Origin of the sequence: Rhabdochromatium marinum, assembly GCF_016583795.1 — a bacterium.
Classification (GTDB): domain Bacteria; phylum Pseudomonadota; class Gammaproteobacteria; order Chromatiales; family Chromatiaceae; genus Rhabdochromatium; species Rhabdochromatium marinum.
The window spans coordinates 1-22,121 of record NZ_NRRS01000062.1 but is presented as its reverse complement, the minus strand read 5'-3'; the positions used below and the strand labels follow the sequence as shown (position 1 = coordinate 22,121).

Genomic DNA, 22,121 nt, shown 5'->3' with positions numbered 1-22,121 from the left:
CGCAATCTGACATTGAACGATGCCGGCCAGTCTACCGAGTCAGCGCCAAAAGTTTACGAAAAACTTTTTTTGAGCCTGGGCCAACCTGCTGTTGTTACGCCGAAAATTTTTTCGGCGGGAATTGCTGGCAGGTTTAACCGTTGCGTGCTAGTGTTATCCGGAAACCATACAATCACTGGTTAGCAACACATTGACGGTGCAATTAATCAAGGAGTTTTGTTTTGTGGCCAGATACAGAATCCGATAGTGATTACCTGAATTTTGGGGAAGTGTCCCAATTAGCCGTCGACATTTTAAAGTCGCCAGACATGCTGCCTTGTTCGATAGGTGTATTTGGGAATTGGGGGGCGGGTAAATCATCGCTTTTAAAGCTCATCGAGAAGGATTTGCAGGATTCGACAGAAGACTGGATCGTTATTCGATTTGATGCGTGGCTATACCAAGGATTTGATGATGCCCGTGCAGCATTGCTCGAAGTTATCGCGACCGAATTGAACAAAGAGGCCAAAGACAACGAAGGCCTGACCAAGAAAACCAAAAAATTGCTTGCCCGGGTTAACGGTTTCCGCGCGCTAGGGTTGGCAGCGGAAGGCGCTGCTTTGCTCGCGGGAATAACTACTGGCGGAATGTTGGCTCGGGGTGTGGGTGCGTTGTCAGGTCTATCTGATGGAATTCAAGACCAAAAAGAATTTGAGGATCTAGGGAAGGCCGGGAAGGAGGCTGTCGATCAAGTTTCAGGCCTGCTTGGTCCTGATAAACAAGCCACCCCGCCCCAGCAAATCGCGGCATTTCGTAAAGAGTACGGCGAGATTCTGGAAGAGTTGGGAAGACCGCTGGTAGTGGTTATCGACAACTTAGATCGGTGCTTACCTTCAAATGCCATTCACACTTTAGAAGCGATTCGACTTTTCCTATTCTTACCTAACACTGCGTTCATTATCGCTGCCGATGAAGAGATGATTCGTTCCTCGGTGGCCGATTACTTCAAGGGCGCATCAGATCGCCACCAAATTGATTATTTAGATAAACTTATTCAAGTGCCAATACGGGTACCTAAGGCCGGCATTCGCGAGATCCGATCGTATTTATTCATGTTGTACGCGGCATCTCAGGGGGTATCGGGCGATAAATTGGAAGCCCTACGGGCAGGGCTAGAAGATTCCCTCCGACAATCTTGGAGAGATGAACCCATTTCACGACAAGATGCCTTAGCCTTGACCGGCGAAGATGACGGAAGCGATCTTGCAACAGCCTATGATCGTGCCGATCGGATAGCGCCAGTATTGGCAAACTCCCCTATTATTCATGGAAACCCGCGGATTGTTAAGCGGCTGCTCAACGTCGTTAAAATGCGCTCCCAAATAGCGCGCCGACGCTCAATGCCGTTGGATGAAGCAGTCATTACCAAACTGGTAATATTCGAGCGTTGCGTTGGCACGGAAGCAACGGCGGATTTCTACCGCTTTGTCGATGCAGAACAAGGTAAGCCTACGATCCTCAAAGAACTTGAGGAAGGGGATGGTAGCGACCTGCCAACTGGTGTTCCGAAGAGCTGGAGCACAAACCCGACAACCAAATCCTTTATCCTAGAGTGGAGCCAGCTTGAGCCTTCTCTGCGGGATGTGGACTTGAGGGCTGCTATTTACCTATCTAGAGAAACCATGCCCGTGGGGGCCTATGTAGTTGGGTTATCGCCACAGGGACGTGAAGCGCTAAATGTATTGGTGGGGGTTAAGAATATGAGTTCCCCTGCTGCGAAGACGGCATTAGATGCGCTACCCATGGTCGACCAAGTGCCGGTTATGGAAGGTATCATCAATAGGTTACGCCAAAGTTCAGATTGGTCTAAAAAGCCCACCGGTTTTTCTGGGGGGTGTCTACTCGCCCAGCATTCAACCGATGCCGCAAAGGTGTTTAAACGCTACATAGGGGAGATCGGGAAACTACCCCCTTGGCTGAGCACTCAGTTAAAAGAAGAACAATGGTATAAGGACGCATAATGGGAACATCGCAATCAAGCCCAGGCCCAGGGGGGAGCTCTCCATTGGTTCCGCCTTGGGCAGACGATCAGCCTCAGCAGGCCCTGCCGGAGCCTTTGCCAGCACGGTTTAAGCCTTTCCGACAGTCATTAGGCAGCTTTGTCTCAGGTGGTGAAAGAAGCGATTTACAGGCGGCGGTAGGTCATTATGCCAGAAAAGCATCTGGTGGCGGATCGAGTGCTGCGCGGCGCATGGGTGGCATCACCAAGGCAGGGGGCAGTCTTTTCGGGGTTTTGTCGGGTGCCGGTGTTGAAGGAGCTTCGACAGACGAGTCCTCGCTTGATCTGAATCAGCTTTCAGGATTGCCATGTGATCAAGCTATCTCTGCGATTACTCAGGCGTTGACCCCTACCGATGGTGATGGGGATAAGATCAGGGCAGCCATGAACCATGCGCTTGTAGAAGCGCTGGACGGTGTTGAGACATTTGACCCGAGCTGTATAACTGACGATGTCATTGTCGATACAATGATTGGTTATCTGGCGGAAAGTATTTTTCTGCAAATAGTGATGGATGCTGGTAAGGCATGGAATAAGGCTGAAACGGCAACACAAGCTCTCCGTGCAGAATCCGATTTACGTGAACTCATAAAGGTGGTTGTCGATAAGCACATGGGTTCTAAAATGAATTCGAATATTAGATCGTTTACTCGATCGCAGATGGTGCAAGTTGAAAGAACTGCAATCATGGATGTATGGAAGGAATGGGAGTCCTATCAATGACAAGGCTAGTTTTTCATCATGATCACAATAGATTACCGGCTGCGTCTGCGTCCGTAATGCCGATTCAATTGTATGGGTTGTCAGGCCAGGGCCGCGGCGATATATCCGTTATTGGCAATCCGATTGTAGATAAGATCAAGCGCTTGGGAGTGGCCTTAACTCCTGAGGTCATGGATTTTTTGAGTATTGCATTAGCTGTAACTGCTGCCGATACGTTTGTTCGCAGAGATGATGCCGCTGATGGTTGGTCTAGACAGATATCAATTCAGCTACCACTACATGAACCTGATCGCTGGACAGCGCTGGTGGTTACGCTTCAGAAGGCATTTCATTTTTTAAGTGGAGACCGGTGGGAGTTTCAGTTTAGCAATGGAGGATTTCCACCGCCGATTCCATACAAGCGGCGAGATAGGTTCCAACTCATTAAGATGCGTGGATTGGATTGCGTCAGTCTTTTTTCAGGAGGATTGGATTCTGCAATAGGCGTGATCGATTTACTCCATGAGGGCCGAAAACCGTTATTAGTCAGTCATGCTTACACGGGGGATAGCACTCACCAAGATATGCTTGTAAGACAGTTAAGCGGTCGCTATTCGCGATTTGCAGTTAATGCGCACCCAGTTTCTGCTAATGGCGAAACGGATATTACAATGCGAACGCGTAGCAGTAATTTTATTGCTTTTGCAGCTGTAGCCTCTGTCGCAGTCAAGGCGGTAAATCAGGTTGAGTGTGTCGATTTATTTGTACCGGAAAATGGGTTTATATCTCTCAATGCACCTCTCACAACCCGTCGAATTGGATCGCTCAGCACTAGAACCACTCACCCATATTTCCTCGGGCTGGTGCAAGAAATATTTGATACCGTGGGAATACCGTGCCTGATCAAAAACCCTTACCAGTTCATGACTAAAGGCGAGATGGTTTTAGGCTGCAAAGATCAACAGCTATTGAAACAAATTATTGGCAACACAGTGTCCTGCAGTCACTGGAAGCGACCGAATCAACAGTGTGGGTATTGTGTTCCGTGCAGTATACGTCGAGCAGCGTTACATGCTGGCGGAAATAGTGATGACGGATACCAGTTTGACGATTTACAAAGAGTTCTTTCGGAAACTGATAAACGAGATGATGTTATGGCATTATGTGTTGCGATCGCGCAAAAGGAAACGAGAAAGATTGGACCGTGGATCTTAGATAGCGGCCCACTGCCGACCGAAAACTTTAGTAGTTATGAAAATGTTTTTACTCGAGGACTGGATGAGGTGAATAGCTTTTTCAAGGCGGCGGGAATTCAGTGATGATGGATATGCATTGCCATCTAGATCTGTACCCAGACCCTTTTGAAGTTGCAAAACAGTGTGATGAAAAAAGGCTTTATGTACTTTCTGTTACTACGACACCAAAAGCGTGGGACGGCACTAATAGGCTGGCAACTGGATATAAACGAATCCAAACAGCGCTGGGATTGCACCCGCAGTTAGCTCACCAAAGAGCGAATGAATTGGAATTGTTTGATTCCCTTCTGCCCGATGCGAAGTATGTAGGAGAAATTGGGCTAGATGGTGGGAAGTGCTACAAGGAACACTGGAATATTCAGCTTAAAGTTTTTAGACATATAATTAAGCAAGTTCACAATGCTGGTGGCCGCATTATGACGATACATAGCCGTGCGTGTGCCGGTCTCCTGCTAGACGAGCTGGAAGGAATAGAGGGAATTCCAATTTTACATTGGTTTACTGGTACAAAAACTGAGCTCAAAAGAGCCTTGGCTATGGGCTGCTGGTTTTCAGTTGGGCCGGCAATGATGGAAACAAAACGCGGGAAGGAATTGGTATCAAATATCCCGAAAGATCGAGTATTGATAGAGACCGATGGTCCTTTTGCGAAAGCAAAAGGTCTGCCGATAATGCCTTGGGAGGCTGGAGAAGTTTCTCACAGTCTTGCTGAAATCTGGGGGACTTCATCGTTAGAGGTTGATGAAATATTAATATGCAACTTAAAACGATTGATAGCAAACAATGAAAGCTGCTAACAAAGCATTGCAGCGGACAAGCCGCTGAATGCGGCGTTAGGCAGCAAGAGGAGAGAAGTATGAGCCGAATGGGGGAAGTGAACAGACTCCCGAAAGAACGGTACGAATGCCTCGACTGTGAAAGCGAGTTTGAAGACGAAAAAGTTAGTGATACTTGGAAGTGCCCAAATTGCGGAGACTATATTGGAGTCTACGCGGAAGATGAAAGGACGGGCACAAGAATTGTTCTGATAAGAAAGCCGGCTAATGAAGTAAAAACGGGCGATCGAGTCCATCTCCATGGCATGTTGACTGGTGAGAGTTATTCTGTGCTTGGTGTCAGTAAACTAAATAACGGCAAGCTCGGCATTGGACTCAAAGGATATGGACAATACAAAATTGCGCCTAATGACCCGGTGAATTGCCGAATAGGTTCGTGGTAAGCCCTGAGAAATAAGAGAGAAATAAGGTACAGGTCGTGTTTTCTCTAAAGACACGAATATGGCCTAACTCGGCGCTCCAGGCGACCCCGGTTCCGCTGCGCGCTGCTTCGTTCCACCGGGGCGCCTGAGCTTGGTTCGTTATACCCCTTTATGGTTCTAGCTAGTTACTTTGTCGTCGGAGCAACAATCTGCTTCCTAATTTGGGAGCGTGTCCGCCCTGGTCGCACCTTACCCAGATCAAACGGTTGGTATCTGAGGTCTGTCAGTCCCGGGAGATTGTTCGGACGGTTTACGAATAGATTCGGCTGCTTTTCATACCATTGTTTCAATGCCTGTATGGGAGCGACATGCCCGAGGGCGCGTTGCGGGATGTGTTGATTATAGAACCTGACAGAGCGATGGAGCGTCTCTGAGAGTTGTTCTCCAGAGCGAAAGCGGGTGGTTTGCGGGCGGCGTGGCTTGATCAAGCGATGGTCGATGCCATGGCGCCGACAGACCTTATCGAAGACGTGCTGACCAGTGGGCTCGTGCTGTTGTCAAGTCCCGGAAGATTGTAAGGCCGTTTTAAAAACAATTCTGGCTGTGCCCCAAATACCAACACCCTTGCCGCACTCGAAGACCTCGGTTTGCTGCAAACCGACGGAGAGCGGTATCAACTCAGTGGCTGAGTTCGGGGTGAAACTAAGGCCTGTTTCAAGCCCGCAGACTTTAGCTCGTCGCCCGCTTGGGTTACCCTACTACGACGACCTGCAAGCTTGGCGGCTGTCAGCATGCTGAATGTTAGGCTTGCGGTCACTGCCTTTTGAGTCCGTGGTTGCGGACTCTGTCTCCATCGCGTCACTGGCGGTCCGCCACCTATTTCGGTTGTCCAACGGCTGTCGCGCCACCCATCTCCGCCAAGAGGATCCCCGGCGATGTCTGAAAACGCCTCTCATCCGCCAGAGCAGCCGGAGCTTACGCCGCCCACCGGCCCGGCTCCCTGGTTCAAACTTGATGTTCACCCTTGGGTCTTTTTCGTTTCAGCCGGCCTGATTGTGCTATTTGTGGCTGTGACCCTGTTTTTTGAAAGTCGCGTCGATGACCTGTTCAATGCGGTGCAGGGTGCGGTATCGACCTATGCCGGCTGGTTTTTCGTCGGCGCCATGAATGTCATTCTGATCTTTGTCATCGCGCTTCTGATCGGGCGCTTCTCCGCTATCCGCCTTGGTGGCGAGGGCGCCAAGCCTGAGTTCTCCACCCTAGCCTGGTTCGCGATGCTATTCAGCGCCGGCATGGGCATTGGGTTGCTCTTCTATGGCGTGGCCGAGCCCATGTATCACTTTGTCGCCTCGCCCCTGGCCGAGCCCGGCACACCCGAGGCCGCACGCGTGGCGATGGACTTCACCTTCCTGCACTGGGGGCTGCATCCCTGGGCGATCTATGCCCTGGTCGGTCTGGCGCTAGCGTTTTTCTCCTTCAACAAAGGGCTGCCGCTGTCGATCCGCGCGGTGTTCTACCCGATCTTCGGCGAGCGCATCTATGGCCCCATCGGCAATGTCATCGATATCATGGCGACGGTCGCCACCATGTTTGGTGTGGCCACCTCGCTGGGTTTGGGCGTGCAGCAGGTCAATGCCGGGCTGAATCATCTGTGGCCAAGCATTCCGCAGAGCACTCCGGTGCAGATCATCCTGATTGCCGGCATTACCGCCATTGCCACCTGGTCGGTGGTGCGGGGGCTGGACTCCGGCATTAAGTTTCTCAGTCAGCTCAATGTGGTCATTGCTGCGGCTCTGATGATTTTTGTGCTGCTGTTCGGGCCGACGCTCTTCATTCTTAATGCCTTTGTCGAAAACATCGGCATCTACTTTCAGAATTTCCCCTCACTCAGCACCTGGAATGAGACCTACGACAACACCGAATGGCAAAACGGCTGGACGGTGTTCTACTGGGGCTGGTGGATCGCCTGGTCGCCCTTTGTGGGCATGTTCATCGCCCGCGTCTCCTATGGGCGCACCATTGGCGAATTCATCGCCGGGGTGCTGATCATTCCGGCGCTGGTGACCTTCCTGTGGCTGAGCACCTTCGGCGGTGCGGCGCTGGAAATTGAAATGTTCGGCGCTGGCGGCATTGCCAAGGCGGTGCAGGACAATCTGCCGGTCTCGCTCTTTGTACTGCTGGAGAACTTCCCGCTCAGCGCCGTGAGTTCCATGCTGGCAGTGGTGGTGGTGATTACCTTCTTCGTCACCTCCTCGGACTCCGGCTCCCTGGTGATTGACATCATCACTGCCGGCGGCAATACCGAGCCACCGAAAATCCAGCGCATTTTCTGGGCGGTGATGGAAGGCCTGGTCGCCTCGGCCCTACTGCTCGGTGGCGGACTGGTGGCACTGCAAACCGCCGCCATTTCCACCGGCCTGCCCTTTGCCATCATTCTGCTTGGCATGTGCTGGGCGCTCTATAAAGGGCTGCATGAGTACCAGACTGGCCAGTCCTTCTCGGTCAACATGAAAGAAAGCACCGTGCAGCAGTTCAACACCCGCGCCACACGCAAAATGCCGACCTTTGGCCGGCGGCAGTTCTGGGTCGGCCGCCCGCAGCATGGCCCGGCCGTGCGTCCGCGCCCCGTCACAGGAGGGAAGCAGGCATGAATCGGCAACAAAAGCGTCATCCGTGGCTCGCCGCCCTACTCTTGAGTCTGAGCAGCCTGACGGCTGGCAGCCCCGCGCTGGCCGCCGCGCCGGTGCGCATCGCCTATGTTGACTGGTCCTCGTCAGTGGCCAGCCTCAATCTGGTTTGCGCCCTGCTGCGCGAGCAGCTCGATCAAAGCTGCGAGCCGGTCGAAACCAGCGCACGCGGCATGTGGCGTACTGTGGCCCACGGCCAGGCCGATGTGCTGCTGTCGGCCTGGCTGCCGGATACCCATGCAAGCTATCTGGAGCGCTATGGTGAGGATCTGGTCGATCTCGGACCCAATCTGGAGGGCACCCGCACTGGGCTGGTGGTGCCGGACATCAATGTCGGGCGCCAGACCGGTGGCAGCGGGGCACGTACTCCGACGCTGATGCCGGTGGAATCCATCGCCGATCTGGCCGATTATCGCGACAAGCTCGGCGGGCGCATTGTTGGCATTGATCCGGAAGCCGGCATCATGGCCGACACCGAGGAAGCCATTGACACCTACGATTTGCGCGGCTTTCGCCTGACCCAAGGCTCGGAGGCGAACATGACCACCGCCTTGTCCGAGGCCATTGCGCGCAAGCAATGGATTGTCATCACCGGCTGGCAGCCGCACTGGATGTTCGGGCGCTGGTCATTGCGCTTTCTGGACGACCCGGAACGGGTCTATGGTGGCACCGGAGCCATTCACACCATGGTGCGCCAGGGGTTCGCCGAGGACAACCCGCAAGCCTATGCCCTGCTGGATCAATTCTCCTGGACCCCGGCGGAAATGGAGCAACTGCTGGTGTGGATCTCACAACACCAGGATAATCCCTATGCTCAGGCACAGCGCTGGCTGCGCACCCATCCACAGCGGGTCAAGGACTGGCTGACCCCCACCACGCAAGAGGACTGAACATGCTGCAAGGTCTCAGCCAAAAATTCCGCGGCGGTTGCATGATGTTGCTGCGCGATGACGGTGAGCAGGTGGCCTTTTTGGGCACCGCCTTTCTAGTCGATCCCAAGGGCTATTTGCTCACAGCGGCCCATCTGGTCAATGATCCGAGCAATCTCCGTGTGGCCCCAACCGATGCCGGTGACGGCTTCATCCCAATGACCTTCAACCGGGTGGCTGCCATGCCTGCCGAGGTGGCGCAGATGGATGCCACCCACGGCACCGCGCTGCTGAAAATTGAGCAGGACATTGACATCAGCGTCCCGGATGATTTTCTGGGTCGGGCCGAGAATGTCCGCCCGGGAGCCAGCGTCATGAGTCTGGGCTACTCCTTTGGCCATGATCAGCTGCATACGGTGATGACCGTGGGTGGTGTGGTTTCGACCAAAATTCTCACGCCCAATGGCACCAACCTGATCCTGTTTGACAACATGGCGCAGGATGGCGATGTTGGCGGCCCCCTGGTGCATGCCGCCGATGGCCACATCGTCGGTCTGGTCAGCGGACGCTTCGAGCCTGGCGAAGTGGTGCGCGGCAGCACCGACTGGGATCGGAAACCGCCGCGCGATACCAATATCTCCTATGCAGTCGCCATCGACTATGGCGTCGCGCTCATGGAGAAGGCAGGACTGTACGAACCCGTCGCCGGCTAAGCGTCCGCGCGACTGCAATCCCCACCCCGGCAGGAGAAATCTTCTTGAGTACCCATCGCAGAGTCTCCTTCGACGATGAACCTCTGATTTTGGTGGACGCGGATGACCAAATCATTGGCTACCAACACAAGGCTCAGGCCCATGCCGGGGAGGGTACCCTGCATCGCGCCTTTTCGATTTTTTTGTTCAACCCGCAGGGTCAGGTATTGTTGCAACAGCGCAGCGACTCCAAGCCTCTGTGGCCCCTGTTCTGGTCCAACAGCTGTTGCAGTCATCCGCGCCGGGGGGAAAGCTACGCTGATGCCACGCATCGGCGCCTGAACGACGAACTGGCCGTGGATACTGAACTGGAATTCATCTATCAATTTGAATACCATGCCAAATACCAGGCTGACGCCCGGGACATCGGCTCCGAGCGGGAGCTGTGCTCGGTCTATATCGGCCGGATTGATGACAGCCAGCGCATTGATGTCAACCCAAGCGAAATCGCCGCCTGCCGCTGGCTGAGCGGACCCGACACCGACGCTCTGCTCAAGGAGCAACCTGATCAGATCACCCCCTGGTTTGCCATGGAGTGGCGGCGGCTGCGCGAGGAGTTTCCTGATCGTCTGGAGCGCCTGCTACGCTAATGCCACCGAATCATTTAACTGCATAACGATGCCTTTACCCGTGCACACACAAGCCACTGACAAATCCCCCACTCTGCCCCGTCTGCTCACCTGGCCCCTGGGGCTGCTGCCCGCGCCCCTGCACAGCAGTGCCTTGAGTCAAGTGCTCAACCGCCTGTTTGCCCCCGAACTGACGGATGGTGAACTCGATTTTCTCGATCAGAAGGTTATGCGCATCCAGGTTGAGGATGCCCATCTGGAGTATCGCCTGACCCTGGTGAATGGAAAAATCAAAAGTGCTCCGCGCGACCAGCCGGAAGACTTGAGCATTGAGGGCAATACCTACGAGTTCCTGTTGCTCGCAACCCGCCGCGAAGACCCGGACACCCTGTTCTTCAACCGCCGCCTGCGCCTGGGCGGCAGCACCGAACTGGGGCTCTATGTGAAGAATTTTCTCGACAGCCTGGAGCTGGAATCACGCATCGGTCCGTTGCTGAAGGTAATGAACGGCGCCACCTCACTGATCGGACGTTTTGGCCGCTGACTCGCGGTCATTTGCAGCACGACCGGGGGCCTTGATTACTGGTTGCTTGATCACGGCTCGCTTGCTGGCAGCTCACGGCTGTCGCCGGACAGACCAATCAGCAAGGCCAGGGATTCGAGCAGACCAACCCCCGGACGTCCGGCGATGCGCCCATCGCCGTTTTTGTCAATATAGGGATCGGTTTGGAACACGAAGGACAGGGTTTCCGGATCAATGGGCGCAATGGAGGCGCCGAAATGCTGGTTGATGGTGGCGATGAATTCATTGGCAATGAGCGCATGCCCGGTATTGGACGGATGCACACCATCAGTGCTAAACAGGCCACCAAAAGGCTGATTGCTTAGTGTGAAGCCATCAATGCTGATGGGATTTTCAACCCACGCCTTGAACACGGCATTGATATCCACCACCGGCATGCCAAGGCGTCCGGCCTCGCGGGCAATAATGCTGTTAAGCACCCGAATACGGTCCTGAATGACCTCGAGTTCTTCCTGCGTCAGCACAAAATTCGGCCGTTCCAGCAGGGCATCATCACCGAAATAGCGCATGAGCAAGGCCGCAGGCAGGGAGGTCAAAGTACCGGCAGGCAATTCAAGACTGAAGCCAGTCAGGGCCTCAGCGGCGGCCCGGTCGAGTAAAAAGGCAATGTCGGTCACATCCGGAATGTTGGCGAAAACAACCCGAGTGCCATGGTTGTTAATCAGGGCGTCCAGACGATCCGTCAGCGCAATGAAATCAGCCTCAAACTCAGCGGCTGGGGTGAGCTGGGAAGCATCCAGACTCCCAAAGGAAGTGACGGCCGAGAGTACGTCGTTATTGCCAATCCAGCACAGCAGCCATTGTGGTGGTGCCGCCTCAATGGCCTCAAGCTGCGTTTGCTGGCGCGGGTAGAGCACCAGATCAGTTTCGGAATTTATGGCACGCGGCCGGTCGGCATCCGCGCGATTCCCCAGCAGGGAGGACAGGCCAGCCCCCGAGACCGCAACATTGGAGGCAATCAGATCCGGTTCGATGCGATGGCGTCCGCGCGTGGATCCAACCACGCCCAGCGCATTAGTATTGATCAAGGGAAGCGTCAAGGGTGTGCCCTGCTGCGTGGCCACCCAGGCCGCATAGCTGGTTACCTGTGTCTGCCAGGCAGCATCCGCCGACTGAACTCCCTCGCCGATACTGTCGCCAATCACGGCCACAGCTGAGCTGTCGGCCCATGCGGTTGCAGTTGCGATTGTGCCCAGAAGCAGGCTCAAACCGAGGCTGACGGCCAGCCGCCGCGCGCCTGGCGTGGCTGTGCTGGTAAAGAGGCTATCGGCATGCTGATGGCTGATCAATGTAGCACTCCTGATGGATCAAGCAGTTGCTGCAACCGCTGGTCGATGAACGCACCTTGGGCAAAGATCGCTGCCTGTTGCGACGCACTCAGGGCCGCACGCGTGGCGCGGATGGAGGCCGCGAAACCGGGTGGCAAGCCTGGTTGCTCATCAGCGCGGTCAGACTCATCGCCTGGGTCAGACGCGGATTTGGCCGGTGGCTGTTCAGTCAGGGCATCGGCCAGTGCCAACACATGGATGTGGCTGATCCCGCTGGTTTCCGCCCCGGCGGCCCGCGTCAGGACATAGCTTGTGGAGTCGAGCATCTGTGCTAATCCTTGCGCGAAGTCAAGGTCAGCAAAGCTCAGATTGAGCGACACGCGCGGCAGATGCGGCGAAACCCAGACCCCGATGTTGCTGTGTGCAGCAACTGCCTCCAGAACCGCGCGCAGGGAGGCATTCTCAGCATGAAGCGACAGCTTGCCATGTGAACTATGCAGCGAAAACGCCGGCGAATCAGCAGTGGAGGCTGGTGCTGCATCGGCCAGCCGTTCCAAAGATTGTGCCAGCACCCAGCCACCATGGGCGAGCAGGATGATCAAGGCAAAACCGGGCAATAGGCGCATGCGCTCACGCATAACAACCAACCGGTGTCAGGAAAACCTTAAACCTGCGCCACCTGATCCATACCAGCCTCGCCGTGCCAGTAACCATCACAGGCACCGGAGGGCATCAGCGGTTGGATAGCAGCGCTGGCTTCGGCCGGAGTCTTGTCACCCCGCAGCGCCTGGTCGAACAGCTGCACGATTGCGTCGGTTCCTTGCGCCTGGGGGCTGATGCGCAGGATATCCACGTCCAGTTCGCGCAGGCGTGGCAGCTCGGGGAGCAGGTTATTGGTGCGTGCCGATTGGGTCTGTATGCCATTGAGCACCAAAAAGCCCTGATCGTCCTGCGTGGCAACCTCCAGGCCATCCGGATAATCAATACAGCAATAGCGGCAATCGTCCTTGGGCAGATTGCGTGCTCGCGCAGTAAAGCAACGCGCCGAATAGGCCAGTGGCAGGCGACCATAGGCATAGACCTCGGTCTCGATCCCAGCCGGGCGCAAGCGCTGCATATCGGCCAGGCAATCAGCCGTCAGCTCAACCGGCAGCACCCAGCGCTTGAGGCCGCTGCGTGCCAGCACCGCCAGGCTGCGATCATTGTAGACATTCACACTGTGTCCAACCACAAAGGGCCGCCCGCGCAGCAACTGCACCGCGCCCATGTCATTGGCCTCGACCAGAAAGCCCTCGTTCTCGCAGATAGCGCGCAGGCGCAGGAGCTCCGACTCGGCTTCCAGCAGGCTCAAGGTTGAGAGCACCACCTCCTTGCCTGAGGCAGCCAGGCGCTCACCAATGGCCAGCCAGTCCTCGAAACGCACTTCATTGCGTTTGCTACAGATGGTTTCACCGAGATAGACAATATCCACCGGCAGGTGCTCAACCTGCTGATAGAAAGCGTCCACTTGGTCTTTTGGCCAGTAATAGCTGATCGGGCCCAGCGACAGGCGCGGACCGGATCGGGTGCCCGTCGATGAAGCGGGAGAGGCAGTGGCGGAATCGGTTGCAGTCATGAGGAAAGCGTCTTCAGATCTCGGTAATGCTTATTGCCAGGGGCGATGGTAGGCGCCTAGGGTCGTTTGCGCGCCCTCGGACACCTTGCCCAGTTCGGCGGTCCATTCCGGGCGCGGTTTGAAGTGTTGCGGATCGCGCGCCAGCGCATCGAGCGCCTGGCGCCACACCCGGGTCACCTGCCCCACGTAGACCGGGCTGCGCTGCCGCCCTTCGATCTTGACCGCCTTCACCCCGGCGGCTTGCAGCTCCGGCAGCAGTTCCATCGCGTTCAGGCTGATCGGCTCTTCGATGGCGTGATAGGTGTGATCGGCGACGCGAAAGGTTCCCTTGCATAGCGTCGGGTAGCCAACGTTCTCACCCTTGGGATGGCGCTGAATCAAGACGCCGCCCAGGCGGGTGTCCAGCCCATCGGGGGTTTCGATCCACTCCACATGACTGGCCGGCGAGCAGGCGCCAAAGGTGTTGGGCGAACGACCGGTGGCATAGGAGGACAAAATGCAGCGTCCCTCGACCATCACGCACAGGCTGCCAAAGGCAAACACCTCGATTTCCAGCGGGCTGTTTTCGATCACATGGCGCGTCTGACTCATCGACAGCACGCGCGGCAGAACCGCGCGGCGCACGCCGAAGTGCTCGTGATAAAAGCGCAGCGCCTCGTAGTTGGTGGCCGAGCCCTGCACCGACAGATGCAAGGGCAGGTTCGGATGCTTGGAGCTGGCGTAATCCAGTACGCCCAGATCGGCGGCGATCAGGGCATCGACGCCCAGATCAGCGGCGCGATCCACCGCCTCCTGCCAGCGTTTGAAGCCATCCGGGCGCGGATAGGTATTGAGCGCCACAAAAACCCGCACATTGCGGCGGCGGGCGTATTCAATGCCCTCGGCCATTTTGTTGGGCGCAAAATTCAGCCCGGCAAAATGCCGTGCATTGGTGTCATCACGAAAGCCAAAATAGACCGCATTGGCCCCATGATCGACCGCAGTCTTAAGCGACGGCAAATTGCCGGCAGGACAAACCAGTTCCATCAGCGATTCCCGGAGAGTTCGTTAGTCACAATCAATTCTCATGCCTCATCAAGTCTCAGGCCTCATTAGGCCTCAGGCCGCATCGCAGACCCCGGTCAGCGGCTCGCCCACCCGCGTGCCCTGCCGGCTGCCCCGTTCGCGCAGGGCGCGCTCAATGCCATTGAGCACCGCCCATTTCTTCGAGCACCACTCGGGAGCCAGCAAAATATCGCGCGAGGCCGTTCCCGTAACGCGGTGAAAGACCACCTCGGGCGGGGTGCGTTCGATCACATCGGCCGCGATGTCAATATAGGCTTCCATGGTCAGCGGATGATAATCACCGCGCCGCCAGTGTGCCGCCAGCGTCGTGCCGCGCACCACATGCAGCGGGTGCAGCTTCAACCCATCGGTGCCACGTTCCAGCACCCGCTCGTGCGAGGCCAGCGCCGCCTCGCGCCCCTCACCCGGCAACCCCACGATCAGATGCGTACAGACCGGCAAGCCTCGCTGTTGTGCCTGCTCCAGCGCGCGGCAATAGTCGCCAAAGCCATGACCGCGATTGACCCGCGCCAGGGTGGCGTCAAAGGCCGACTGCAACCCCAGCTCCAGCCAGATTTCATAGCCCTGATCGCGCAGCTCGGCGAGCAGATCCAGCACCGGTTCCGGCACCGCATCTGGCCGGGTGCCAACCGACAGCCCAATCACATCCGGCTCAGCCAGGGCCGCGCGATAAAGTCCGCCCAGACGCTCAGCATCGGCATAGGTGTTGGTATACGCCTGAAAATAGGCCAGAAAGCGCACCGCGCCGGTACGCTTGCGCACCACAGCACGCCCGGCGGCAATCTGCTCAGCCACACTCGGGTTGCGCTCGGCATAAGGGCTGAAGGAGGCATTATTGCAGAAACTGCATCCGCCACGTCCCTTGCTGCCATCGCGGTTGGGGCAGGTAAAGCCGGCATGAATCGCGAGCTTGTGCACACGCGCGCCATAGCGACGCAGCAAATCCGTACCAAAAGTATGCACAACATCAGAAAGCGTCATGCGCGTGCCAGCCCCTCCTTAATCCTTGCCAAGCCACCATCAGCGAACAGTCAAGCGTCCTACCACCGCCCCCTGCCGGGCCATGATACCCGTTAAAGCGAGCGGGTAAAACCATGCGGCGCTTGCGGCATCTGCTGCGAGGCCTCATGGCGCATGCTCATGATCCTGCTCCAATCCAGCCGCATGCAGATGCAGGTCCTCGCGCCAGCGGGCATGGGAATGCAGCACCGCCGTGCTCAGGCATCCATCGGCCAGCGCCAGCGCCCGGGTGGTCAGGCGCCGCAGCAAACGCTCATCATGGGAGACAATCAGCATGGCCTGCGGCAAGCTATCGAGATGCGCTATCAGCCGTGCTTCGCCGGCGGCATCCAGACCATTGGTGGGTTCATCAAGCAGCAGCACCTCCGGCTGCATCGCCAACACCGTAGCCAAAGCCACCAAACGTTTCTCACCGCCCGACAGGCGCCCGGTGACCCGTGTCGCCAACGCGTCCAAGCCCAGCGTCTCCAGCGTGGCCATGGCCTGTGCCTGTGCCTGCGCCTGGGAATAGCCGAGATTGAGTGGACCAAAGGCAACGTCTTCGAGCACCGTGGGACAAAACAGCTGATCGTCTGAATCCTGAAACAGCAATCCGACGCGGGTGCGCACCGAGAGAAAGTCCGCTTCAGTGCGCCGCAATTGACCAAACGCCATGAGCTGGCCGCGTTGCGGATGCTCCAGCCCCACCAGCAGATGCAGCAGCGTCGTTTTGCCAGCGCCATTCGGCCCCACCAGCGCCACCCGCTCCCCTGCGCTCAGACTCAGATCAATACCCCGCAGCACCTCGCGGCCCGGATAGCCGAAGACCAGACCGCGCACGTCCAGCAAAGCCGACGGAGCCTGATCAGCCGTCGTCACCCGCTGATACCCGAGCTGTCGAACCACAGCAGTGCGATCAGCATGAGCCCAAACAGCAGACTGGCCAGAGTATCGAGTGCTCGCCAGGGCGGCGGATCGAGTCGGCAGAACTGTCCCCGAAAGCCGCGACAGCGCATCGCCGCATCCAACCGCCGCGCCCGCGCCAGCGCCCGCACCAGCACCATGCCAATCAACCAGCCCAGACTGCGCCAGCCATGGCGACTGGCCTGGGGCACAAAAGCACGGGCGCGCATGGCACGACGCAGGCGTTGATACTCAAGCAGCAGCAAGTCAATTTGTCGCACCGTGATCAGCAGTAGAGTGACCAACCGCTGCGGCAGCCGCAAGGACGCCAGACCATGGGCGAAGGTCACCGGATCCAGCGTCCCCAGGAGTCCCAGCAAGGCGATCAGAATGGCGTGCGCCCGCAACACCAGAACCAGTGCCAATTCACCGCCAGACTGGCTCAGTGTCAGCGGTCCCAGCACCACCAGCGGGTCGCCGGGTGTGCTCAGCAGCAGTGACAGCGCCAAGAGCACCAGCAGCAGTTGCAATGCCAGCAGCCGCCGCAGCAGCACACGCCAGCTCAATCCTGAGCTTGCAACCACCAAGAGCGCTACCGTCAAGGCCACCGTGAGTGTTGCAGGATGCTTCAGGCTCAGCACCACCACCGCAAAGCAGACCGCCGCCACCAGTCGAACGCGCACATTGAGCGACTGCAAGCCACCAGAATCGCCCCCCGCATCTGTGGCCCACAGCATTGAATTCATGCCCGGCGGCCCCGCCACCAGAGCGCCAGCCCGGTCACCCCAAAGATCCAGCCAATACCACCAAGCAGATCCCGCAGCGCCAGGCGATCCTCAGCCCGCGCCAAATCCTCGCGCAAGGGCCGTAACTGCCGCGCCAGCGCCTGCTCGATACGCGCATCGAGCGCCGCCCCGGAGCAACCTATCGCACTGGCTGCACTCTTGGGATCCAGCACCGCAGGTGCATCGTCATCAGACGGAGAAGTTTGCGCTGCGGACGGAGATTGTAGGATCGGTTCAGGCGACGGAAAAGCACTGGCCAGCTCGGAAGCCGCCAGCGTCCATTCGCCACGGTGCCCTTCACCGGTATCCGCCACAATGCGATAGCTTTGCGGTGCCTCAGCCTGCCAGCGGAACTCACCCGCCGCATCGGGCGTCAGCTCGGCAACCACAGCATTGGCTTGATCATAAATGTGCACCTGCGCATGGTGCGCCGCACCACCGCCGGCGTAATACACCTGCCCCTGAATCCAGGCCCCTTCAGCAGTCGCAAACACCCGCAGATTGTGGGCATAAAGCGCGCTCGTTGGCAGCAGCCACAGCCACAGCAGCGCAAGGAGCGAATAAGCGCCGCGCCTCCGGCAAGGAGGCTCAAACAGCAGTTTCATCAGCCTGTTCATGTGTCAGTCCCCTCCGGCTCAGCCTCCTGCGGCACCCCCAACAAGCGCGGCTCAACCCGCACCAGAAAGGCCAGCACAGTCGCAGTAATCACCGCCTCCAGCCCGGCCAGCGGTACATAGGCCAGCGCAATGGCCCGCGCGGCGAACCCAAGCGCCTGGCCGCTCAGCAGCAGCGCCAAGGCCACCGCCAGACCCGTCAGCCAGGTCGCCACAAAGCCCGCCAGCGCACCGACCCAGAACGCGCGGCGTGGCGAGGGCCTTGCCGCTAGCCCCGATCCGCGTGCATGCAGCCAGGGGCGCAGCAAGACGCCACACAGCAGCGCCGGCACGGCCAAGTTCAGGGTATTCACCCCCAGCGACAGCAAGCCCCCATGGCCAAAAAACACCGCCTGTAACGCCAGTGCGATCAAAATAGCCGGCACCGCCAGCCAGCCCAGCAGCAACCCCATTAGACCATTGAGCAACAGATGGACACTGGTCATCCCAATCGGGATGCTAATGAGGGAGATGACAAAAAAAGCCGCCGAGAGCACGGCCGCCTGCGGCAATGCCTGGTCATCCAGGCGCCGCAGCGCCACCGTCAGCAATCCCAGGGTCACCACCCCACCGCCGATCAGCACCGGCGCCGCCAGCACCCCGTCGGGAATATGCGCCACCGAAGCTAATCCGCCACCGGCATGTCGCGCACCCGCACCCAGAGCAAGGCCCCAGCCTCCACCGGCACGGACTCACCATCGGGGTTCATCAGCGGCTCAGCCCCCTCCAACAGCGCCGCAAAGCCCCACCAGCCGGCCCGTGGCATGGCATAGGTAAAGGTGCCATTGGCATCGGCCTTGATCACCTGCGTCACGAAGGCATCCGTGGGTGGCGTCACCGTGCCATCGTTGCGCCATTCCACTTCCACCTCGGCAAAGGGCACCGGTTGCCCGTCCTGTTGCACAACCCCCTGAAAGACATTGCCACTCCAGAGCCCATAGGGACGAGTTAAGGGGCGAATCTCAACTGGAAAGCCGACCGAGGCATCCCAGTCCCCGCCACCGCCAAAGGCATCAATCACGGTTTTGGTGTAATGCTTGATCATTTTTCCTTCGCCCGGCTCCCAATAGGCAGCAGGTTCAAGAAACAACACATAAACACCCGGCTGTTCGATGTTGTAAGTCGCTTGATAAGCCGGCTGTTCATCCACCTCAACAGCTGTGAGTTGCTCACTGAGATCCTCCCGTCCCTCTGGCCCCAGCACCCCGAAATCAACGGGCTTGGCCATCGGCATGACCGGCCCACCCGCCATGGGATGCGTGAACTTCATCTGAATATCCAGGGCGCGGTTATCTCCGGCTTCCAGGCTTTCCGTGGCCGGGATCAGTTCCTGAAAATGCGCGGTGGCGGTGATTGGTACCAGAAGGCTTAAGAGTAAGCACACCCGATATTTAGCCGAACAACCAAGTATTTTACTGTGATGCATGAATGTTTCCTCTGAACTTTAGATTTTCATCCCAGGCCGTCTCGGCCAATTGACGCAGACGACGGCGATCCTCCTTGCCGGAAGTCAGCAAGGGCCAGTCATCAAGCCGTACAAACAAGCGCGGTCGCTGCGCACTGGGCAGCTGTGACCGACACCAGGCGTCAAGCTGCTCTGCCGGGGCAATACCCTGATAGAGCGCCACCAGTGTATGGCCCCACACCGGCTCGGGCAAGCCCACCAGGGTGCAGTGTGTGACCCCAGCGCACTCACTGAGCTGTGCCGCAATGGTCTGGGGCTGGACATTCACACCGGCGATGACCAGTTGATCGTCCGCACGACCAATGATGTGCAAACCCGGCCCCTTGCTCAGACAGGCCAGATCGCCGCTACGCAACCAGCCTTGCGCATCAAGTCCCAGGCCCAAGCGGCGTTCGGGATTGGCATAGCCTGACATGAGCATGGGTCCGGTCAGGCGCAGCGCAGCTGACGGCGGTGGAGCCATACAGTCAGGAGCTTGCAGTTGCACATCCGGCAAGGGTGTCAGTGCCATTTCGGCGTCCATTGAATCCGCTGCCGTCAGCGCCCGACTGGCAATGAATGAACAGGTTTCTGTCATGCCATACCCGAGGTGCAAAGGCCAGCCAGCGGCGAGCGCCTGTTGCGCCAAACCCGCATCCAGCGCCTGTCCGCCGAGCAGCACCACCCGCAGCCAGTCCGGCGGCCGAGGACAGGCCGCCATCAGACGTGCGAGCATCGCCGGCACCAGCGACAGATGGGTTACCGGATGTTGCCACAGATCCGCAGCGACGCGCTCAGCCGCAAACCCCTGATGCAGCAAGACTCCGGCACCTGCCAGCGCACAGCGATAGCCGATCGCCAGCCCACCGATATGTTGCCGGGGCAATGCGCACAGCCACAGATCACTCGGTCGCAGATCCAGACGCGCATTGATACGCTCGCAGGACGCTTGTAGCGCCGCGGCGCTCAGCATGGCCGCCTTGCGCCCGCCGCTGCTGCCACTGGTTTGAATCACCAGCGCCATCGGAGACGCCGCTGAGACGGTCTGATCAGAAGCGGCCAGACGCGACGCTGCCTGGTTCAAAGACGCCGTTTGCTTGACGTCAGTGGCAATCAGGCGTCCAGCCTCCCACCACCAAGATGCACCCGTGTGCGCAGCCAGTGCGCGCACGGCTGAGTTTTCCCCAGCGTCCGCACATGGCACCAGAGCCGCCTGATTCAGAGCCAGCGCGCCCTGCATGATGCTCAGCTCGGCGGTGGCACCATCGACTGCGCACACCAGCATGTCACCTGGCGCCAGTCCCTGCTGACGCAGCTCAATCGCACGCCCCTGGCTGCGATCCATCAGCTCGTCACGGCAGATCCAGCCCGTGGGTAACAGCAGATCAGCCACCGGCGGCATTGCCAACAAAAACGCTTCCTGCCTGGGTGCGGGCATGACGGTGGGCTGGGCGGGGTAATTAGCGCGACTGTGTCTTTGCCTGCTGCTGGCAATTTGGACAAATGCCGTAAATCACCAGCGCATGATGTTCGATCTTGAAGCCGTTTTGTTCGGCGATAGCGCGCTGGCGTTCCTCGATCACCTGTTCAAAAAACTCAACAATCAATCCGCATTTAACGCACACAAGGTGATCATGATGACCGCCATGGTCCAGTTCAAACACCGACTGCCCACCTTCAAAGTGATGCCGGCATAGCAGTCCGGACGCTTCAAACTGCGTCAATACCCGATAGACGGTGGCCAAGCCGATGTCCTCGCCCGCCGCCAACAATTCCTTGTAAACATCCTCGGCACTTAGATGACGCTGATCGGTGGTCTGGAGGATATTGAGTATCTTGACTCTGGGAACCGTGACCTTCAAACCGGCGTCTTTGATTTGCTGACTTTGATCCATCCATCTTGCGCGAGAAACCCCGCCCTTCAGAGCGGAGAGGGAAAGCGCACCACGCGCAGCGCGGTTAGGCGACCCGTCTCGCTTCCTCCGTTTGGGTTGGGGTGAATGAATAGCCATAGCCATCCGCACGTTGTACGACGCGGCAGTGGCGGTAAGAGAGGCCTTGAACCACGCCCTGCGCGGTCTGAATATTAAAGCTTCCTGAGGCTCGCACGGCGATGCGTCCGATATGAACCCCTGTCTTCTTGCCGCTCGGCACTTGGGCGATGACCCGATCTCCGGTTTGGAATCCATGAATGCGCTTCTGGCGCACCAGATAACCACGCGGGAACCCGAAGCGATCCAGTCGGGTGCGCTGATAACTGCCGCGCCCGGTGGCCTTGATGGCCAGCGTTGGGCGGCTCCAGCCGTGCAGCGCATCAAGCGGCCCAACACAGGCGGCATCAAGGGCATGGGTTTTGGGAATGCCGAGGCGCTGGCGGTTGTATTTGGTATGGCCACCAGAGCCGGTCATCACCGGCAAGCCGGTGGTTTTCAAGCGCTCGAACAAGGCCCAGCGGGTGGCATTGACGACGGCGGCATCGCGTAGCGGCGCTTTGGCCTGGGCTTGAATCTTGCGCAGCCGCGCCGGTTGGTTTTTGAGGAAGGTCTCAATGGGCTGGTGGCCTTTGCGCTGATTGCAGGGGCGGCAGGCGAGGGTGAGATTGCTCACGCGGTTGGAACCGCCGAGGGAACGCGGAACGATGTGCTCGATCTCCAGCGGAACATCGGTCGCGCCGCAATAGGCACAGGTGCGCTGCCATTTCTCCAGCAGGTATTCACGCACCTCATAGCCAGCCA

The 22,121-nt window shown here is 58.0% G+C and carries 23 protein-coding genes and 1 pseudogene; 10 read left to right on the top strand and 14 right to left on the bottom strand.

Annotated features, from left to right (window positions below; all coding sequences use genetic code 11):
- The 5 genes from CKO36_RS19390 to qatD all read left to right on the top strand — a co-directional run.
- The coding region (locus CKO36_RS19390) for a hypothetical protein (protein ID WP_207161482.1) at window positions 1–183 on the top strand (183 nt) is incomplete at its 5' end.
- Between the two features lie 38 nt (window positions 184–221).
- Complete coding sequence (locus CKO36_RS14595) at window positions 222–2,000, top strand: KAP family P-loop NTPase fold protein (protein WP_200285023.1); 1,779 nt, start codon at window positions 222–224, stop codon at window positions 1,998–2,000.
- 44 nt (window positions 2,001–2,044) lie between these two features.
- Window positions 2,045–2,761, top strand: coding sequence for a Qat anti-phage system associated protein QatB (qatB, locus tag CKO36_RS14590; protein WP_200285021.1), 717 nt, complete (start codon window positions 2,045–2,047; stop codon window positions 2,759–2,761).
- Window positions 2,762–2,817: 56 nt separating this feature from the next.
- Window positions 2,818–4,059, top strand: a complete 1,242-nt coding sequence (gene qatC / locus CKO36_RS14585) for a Qat anti-phage system QueC-like protein QatC (protein WP_200285019.1) — start codon at window positions 2,818–2,820, stop codon at window positions 4,057–4,059.
- The gene (gene qatD, locus CKO36_RS14580; protein ID WP_200285017.1) at window positions 4,059–4,793 is read left to right on the top strand and encodes a Qat anti-phage system TatD family nuclease QatD; all 735 of its coding nucleotides are present in this window, start codon (window positions 4,059–4,061) and stop codon (window positions 4,791–4,793) included. Before qatC ends, qatD begins: the two co-directional genes overlap by 1 nt.
- Window positions 4,794–5,481: 688 nt before the next feature.
- On the opposite strand, the pseudogene CKO36_RS19850 reads toward qatD, so the two are convergent.
- Window positions 5,482–5,748, bottom strand: a pseudogene (locus CKO36_RS19850) (IS481 family transposase); the annotation flags it as partial.
- Window positions 5,749–6,129: 381 nt separating this feature from the next.
- Between CKO36_RS19850 and CKO36_RS14575 the strand changes: the two are divergent.
- From CKO36_RS14575 to ubiT, 5 genes are read left to right on the top strand one after another with little or no spacing between them, the layout of a single operon-like run.
- Complete coding sequence (locus tag CKO36_RS14575; protein WP_200285015.1) at window positions 6,130–7,845, top strand: BCCT family transporter; 1,716 nt, start codon at window positions 6,130–6,132, stop codon at window positions 7,843–7,845.
- Complete coding sequence (locus CKO36_RS14570; RefSeq protein ID WP_200285013.1) at window positions 7,842–8,771, top strand: glycine betaine ABC transporter substrate-binding protein; 930 nt, start codon at window positions 7,842–7,844, stop codon at window positions 8,769–8,771. The genes CKO36_RS14575 and CKO36_RS14570 overlap by 4 nt, the downstream gene beginning before the upstream one ends.
- A gap of 2 nt (window positions 8,772–8,773) precedes the next feature.
- Entirely contained in the window at window positions 8,774–9,463 is a 690-nt protein-coding gene (locus tag CKO36_RS14565) for a S1 family peptidase (protein WP_200285011.1), read from the top strand.
- A gap of 44 nt (window positions 9,464–9,507) precedes the next feature.
- A complete protein-coding gene (idi, locus tag CKO36_RS14560) occupies window positions 9,508–10,092 on the top strand; it encodes an isopentenyl-diphosphate Delta-isomerase (RefSeq protein WP_200285009.1) in 585 nt (194 codons plus the stop codon).
- A gap of 40 nt (window positions 10,093–10,132) precedes the next feature.
- Window positions 10,133–10,615 (top strand): ubiquinone anaerobic biosynthesis accessory factor UbiT, encoded by a 483-nt coding sequence (gene ubiT / locus CKO36_RS14555; protein WP_338053495.1) that lies wholly within the window; start codon window positions 10,133–10,135, stop codon window positions 10,613–10,615.
- A gap of 50 nt (window positions 10,616–10,665) precedes the next feature.
- Here ubiT and CKO36_RS14550 read toward each other — a convergent pair whose 3' ends face one another.
- From CKO36_RS14550 to iscB, 13 genes are all read right to left on the bottom strand, one after another.
- Window positions 10,666–11,943: an SGNH/GDSL hydrolase family protein gene (locus CKO36_RS14550; RefSeq protein ID WP_200285005.1), complete on the bottom strand. Its 1,278-nt coding sequence runs from the start codon at window positions 11,941–11,943 to the stop codon at window positions 10,666–10,668.
- Window positions 11,940–12,560, bottom strand: a complete 621-nt coding sequence (locus CKO36_RS14545; RefSeq protein WP_200285003.1) for a hypothetical protein — start codon at window positions 12,558–12,560, stop codon at window positions 11,940–11,942. The genes CKO36_RS14550 and CKO36_RS14545 overlap by 4 nt, the downstream gene beginning before the upstream one ends.
- Before the next feature lie 26 nt (window positions 12,561–12,586).
- Window positions 12,587–13,537 (bottom strand): ubiquinone anaerobic biosynthesis protein UbiV, encoded by a 951-nt coding sequence (ubiV, locus tag CKO36_RS14540; RefSeq protein ID WP_200285001.1) that lies wholly within the window; start codon window positions 13,535–13,537, stop codon window positions 12,587–12,589.
- Window positions 13,538–13,567: 30 nt separating this feature from the next.
- A complete protein-coding gene (gene ubiU / locus CKO36_RS14535) occupies window positions 13,568–14,563 on the bottom strand; it encodes a ubiquinone anaerobic biosynthesis protein UbiU (RefSeq protein WP_200284999.1) in 996 nt (331 codons plus the stop codon).
- Window positions 14,564–14,635: 72 nt separating this feature from the next.
- Window positions 14,636–15,583 carry a tRNA modification radical SAM protein MnmL/YtqA gene (gene mnmL / locus CKO36_RS14530; protein WP_200284998.1) on the bottom strand — a complete coding sequence of 316 codons (948 nt, stop codon included), beginning with the start codon at window positions 15,581–15,583 and terminating at the stop codon, window positions 14,636–14,638.
- Window positions 15,584–15,727: 144 nt separating this feature from the next.
- Window positions 15,728–16,507, bottom strand: a complete 780-nt coding sequence (locus CKO36_RS14525) for an energy-coupling factor ABC transporter ATP-binding protein (RefSeq protein WP_338053494.1) — start codon at window positions 16,505–16,507, stop codon at window positions 15,728–15,730.
- Window positions 16,477–17,250 (bottom strand): cobalt ECF transporter T component CbiQ, encoded by a 774-nt coding sequence (gene cbiQ, locus CKO36_RS14520; protein WP_200284996.1) that lies wholly within the window; start codon window positions 17,248–17,250, stop codon window positions 16,477–16,479. The genes CKO36_RS14525 and cbiQ overlap by 31 nt, the downstream gene beginning before the upstream one ends.
- Entirely contained in the window at window positions 17,247–17,906 is a 660-nt protein-coding gene (locus tag CKO36_RS14515) for a carboxypeptidase-like regulatory domain-containing protein (RefSeq protein ID WP_200284994.1), read from the bottom strand. The genes cbiQ and CKO36_RS14515 overlap by 4 nt, the downstream gene beginning before the upstream one ends.
- Complete coding sequence (gene cbiM / locus CKO36_RS14510; protein WP_200284992.1) at window positions 17,903–18,562, bottom strand: cobalt transporter CbiM; 660 nt, start codon at window positions 18,560–18,562, stop codon at window positions 17,903–17,905. Before cbiM ends, CKO36_RS14515 begins: the two co-directional genes overlap by 4 nt.
- Window positions 18,563–18,567: 5 nt before the next feature.
- The gene (locus CKO36_RS14505) at window positions 18,568–19,368 is read right to left on the bottom strand and encodes a DUF4198 domain-containing protein (RefSeq protein WP_200284990.1); all 801 of its coding nucleotides are present in this window, start codon (window positions 19,366–19,368) and stop codon (window positions 18,568–18,570) included.
- Window positions 19,355–20,824 carry an AMP-binding protein gene (locus CKO36_RS14500; RefSeq protein ID WP_200284988.1) on the bottom strand — a complete coding sequence of 490 codons (1,470 nt, stop codon included), beginning with the start codon at window positions 20,822–20,824 and terminating at the stop codon, window positions 19,355–19,357. Before CKO36_RS14500 ends, CKO36_RS14505 begins: the two co-directional genes overlap by 14 nt.
- Before the next feature lie 22 nt (window positions 20,825–20,846).
- Complete coding sequence (gene fur / locus CKO36_RS14495) at window positions 20,847–21,281, bottom strand: ferric iron uptake transcriptional regulator (protein ID WP_200284986.1); 435 nt, start codon at window positions 21,279–21,281, stop codon at window positions 20,847–20,849.
- A gap of 64 nt (window positions 21,282–21,345) precedes the next feature.
- On the bottom strand, window positions 21,346–22,121 hold a 776-nt coding region (iscB, locus tag CKO36_RS14490; protein WP_200284984.1), incomplete at its 5' end, for an RNA-guided endonuclease IscB.

Excerpts from the sequence above, each read along its gene's own strand:
- ubiV (WP_200285001.1), bottom strand. The coding sequence starts at position 13,537 with ATGACTGCAACCGATTCCGCCACTGCCTCTCCCGCTTCATCGACGGGC.
- qatC (WP_200285019.1), top strand. The coding sequence starts at position 2,818 with ATGCCGATTCAATTGTATGGGTTGTCAGGCCAGGGCCGCGGCGATATA.
- cbiQ (WP_200284996.1), bottom strand. The coding sequence starts at position 17,250 with ATGAATTCAATGCTGTGGGCCACAGATGCGGGGGGCGATTCTGGTGGC.
- CKO36_RS14505 (WP_200284990.1), bottom strand. The coding sequence starts at position 19,368 with ATGCATCACAGTAAAATACTTGGTTGTTCGGCTAAATATCGGGTGTGC.
- CKO36_RS14545 (WP_200285003.1), bottom strand. The coding sequence starts at position 12,560 with ATGCGTGAGCGCATGCGCCTATTGCCCGGTTTTGCCTTGATCATCCTG.
- CKO36_RS14515 (WP_200284994.1), bottom strand. The coding sequence starts at position 17,906 with ATGAACAGGCTGATGAAACTGCTGTTTGAGCCTCCTTGCCGGAGGCGC.
- mnmL (WP_200284998.1), bottom strand. The coding sequence starts at position 15,583 with ATGACGCTTTCTGATGTTGTGCATACTTTTGGTACGGATTTGCTGCGT.
- fur (WP_200284986.1), bottom strand. The coding sequence starts at position 21,281 with ATGGATCAAAGTCAGCAAATCAAAGACGCCGGTTTGAAGGTCACGGTT.
- CKO36_RS14570 (WP_200285013.1), top strand. The coding sequence starts at position 7,842 with ATGAATCGGCAACAAAAGCGTCATCCGTGGCTCGCCGCCCTACTCTTG.
- ubiU (WP_200284999.1), bottom strand. The coding sequence starts at position 14,563 with ATGGAACTGGTTTGTCCTGCCGGCAATTTGCCGTCGCTTAAGACTGCG.
- CKO36_RS14500 (WP_200284988.1), bottom strand. The coding sequence starts at position 20,824 with ATGCCCGCACCCAGGCAGGAAGCGTTTTTGTTGGCAATGCCGCCGGTG.
- qatD (WP_200285017.1), top strand. The coding sequence starts at position 4,059 with ATGATGGATATGCATTGCCATCTAGATCTGTACCCAGACCCTTTTGAA.
- CKO36_RS14565 (WP_200285011.1), top strand. The coding sequence starts at position 8,774 with ATGCTGCAAGGTCTCAGCCAAAAATTCCGCGGCGGTTGCATGATGTTG.
- CKO36_RS14575 (WP_200285015.1), top strand. The coding sequence starts at position 6,130 with ATGTCTGAAAACGCCTCTCATCCGCCAGAGCAGCCGGAGCTTACGCCG.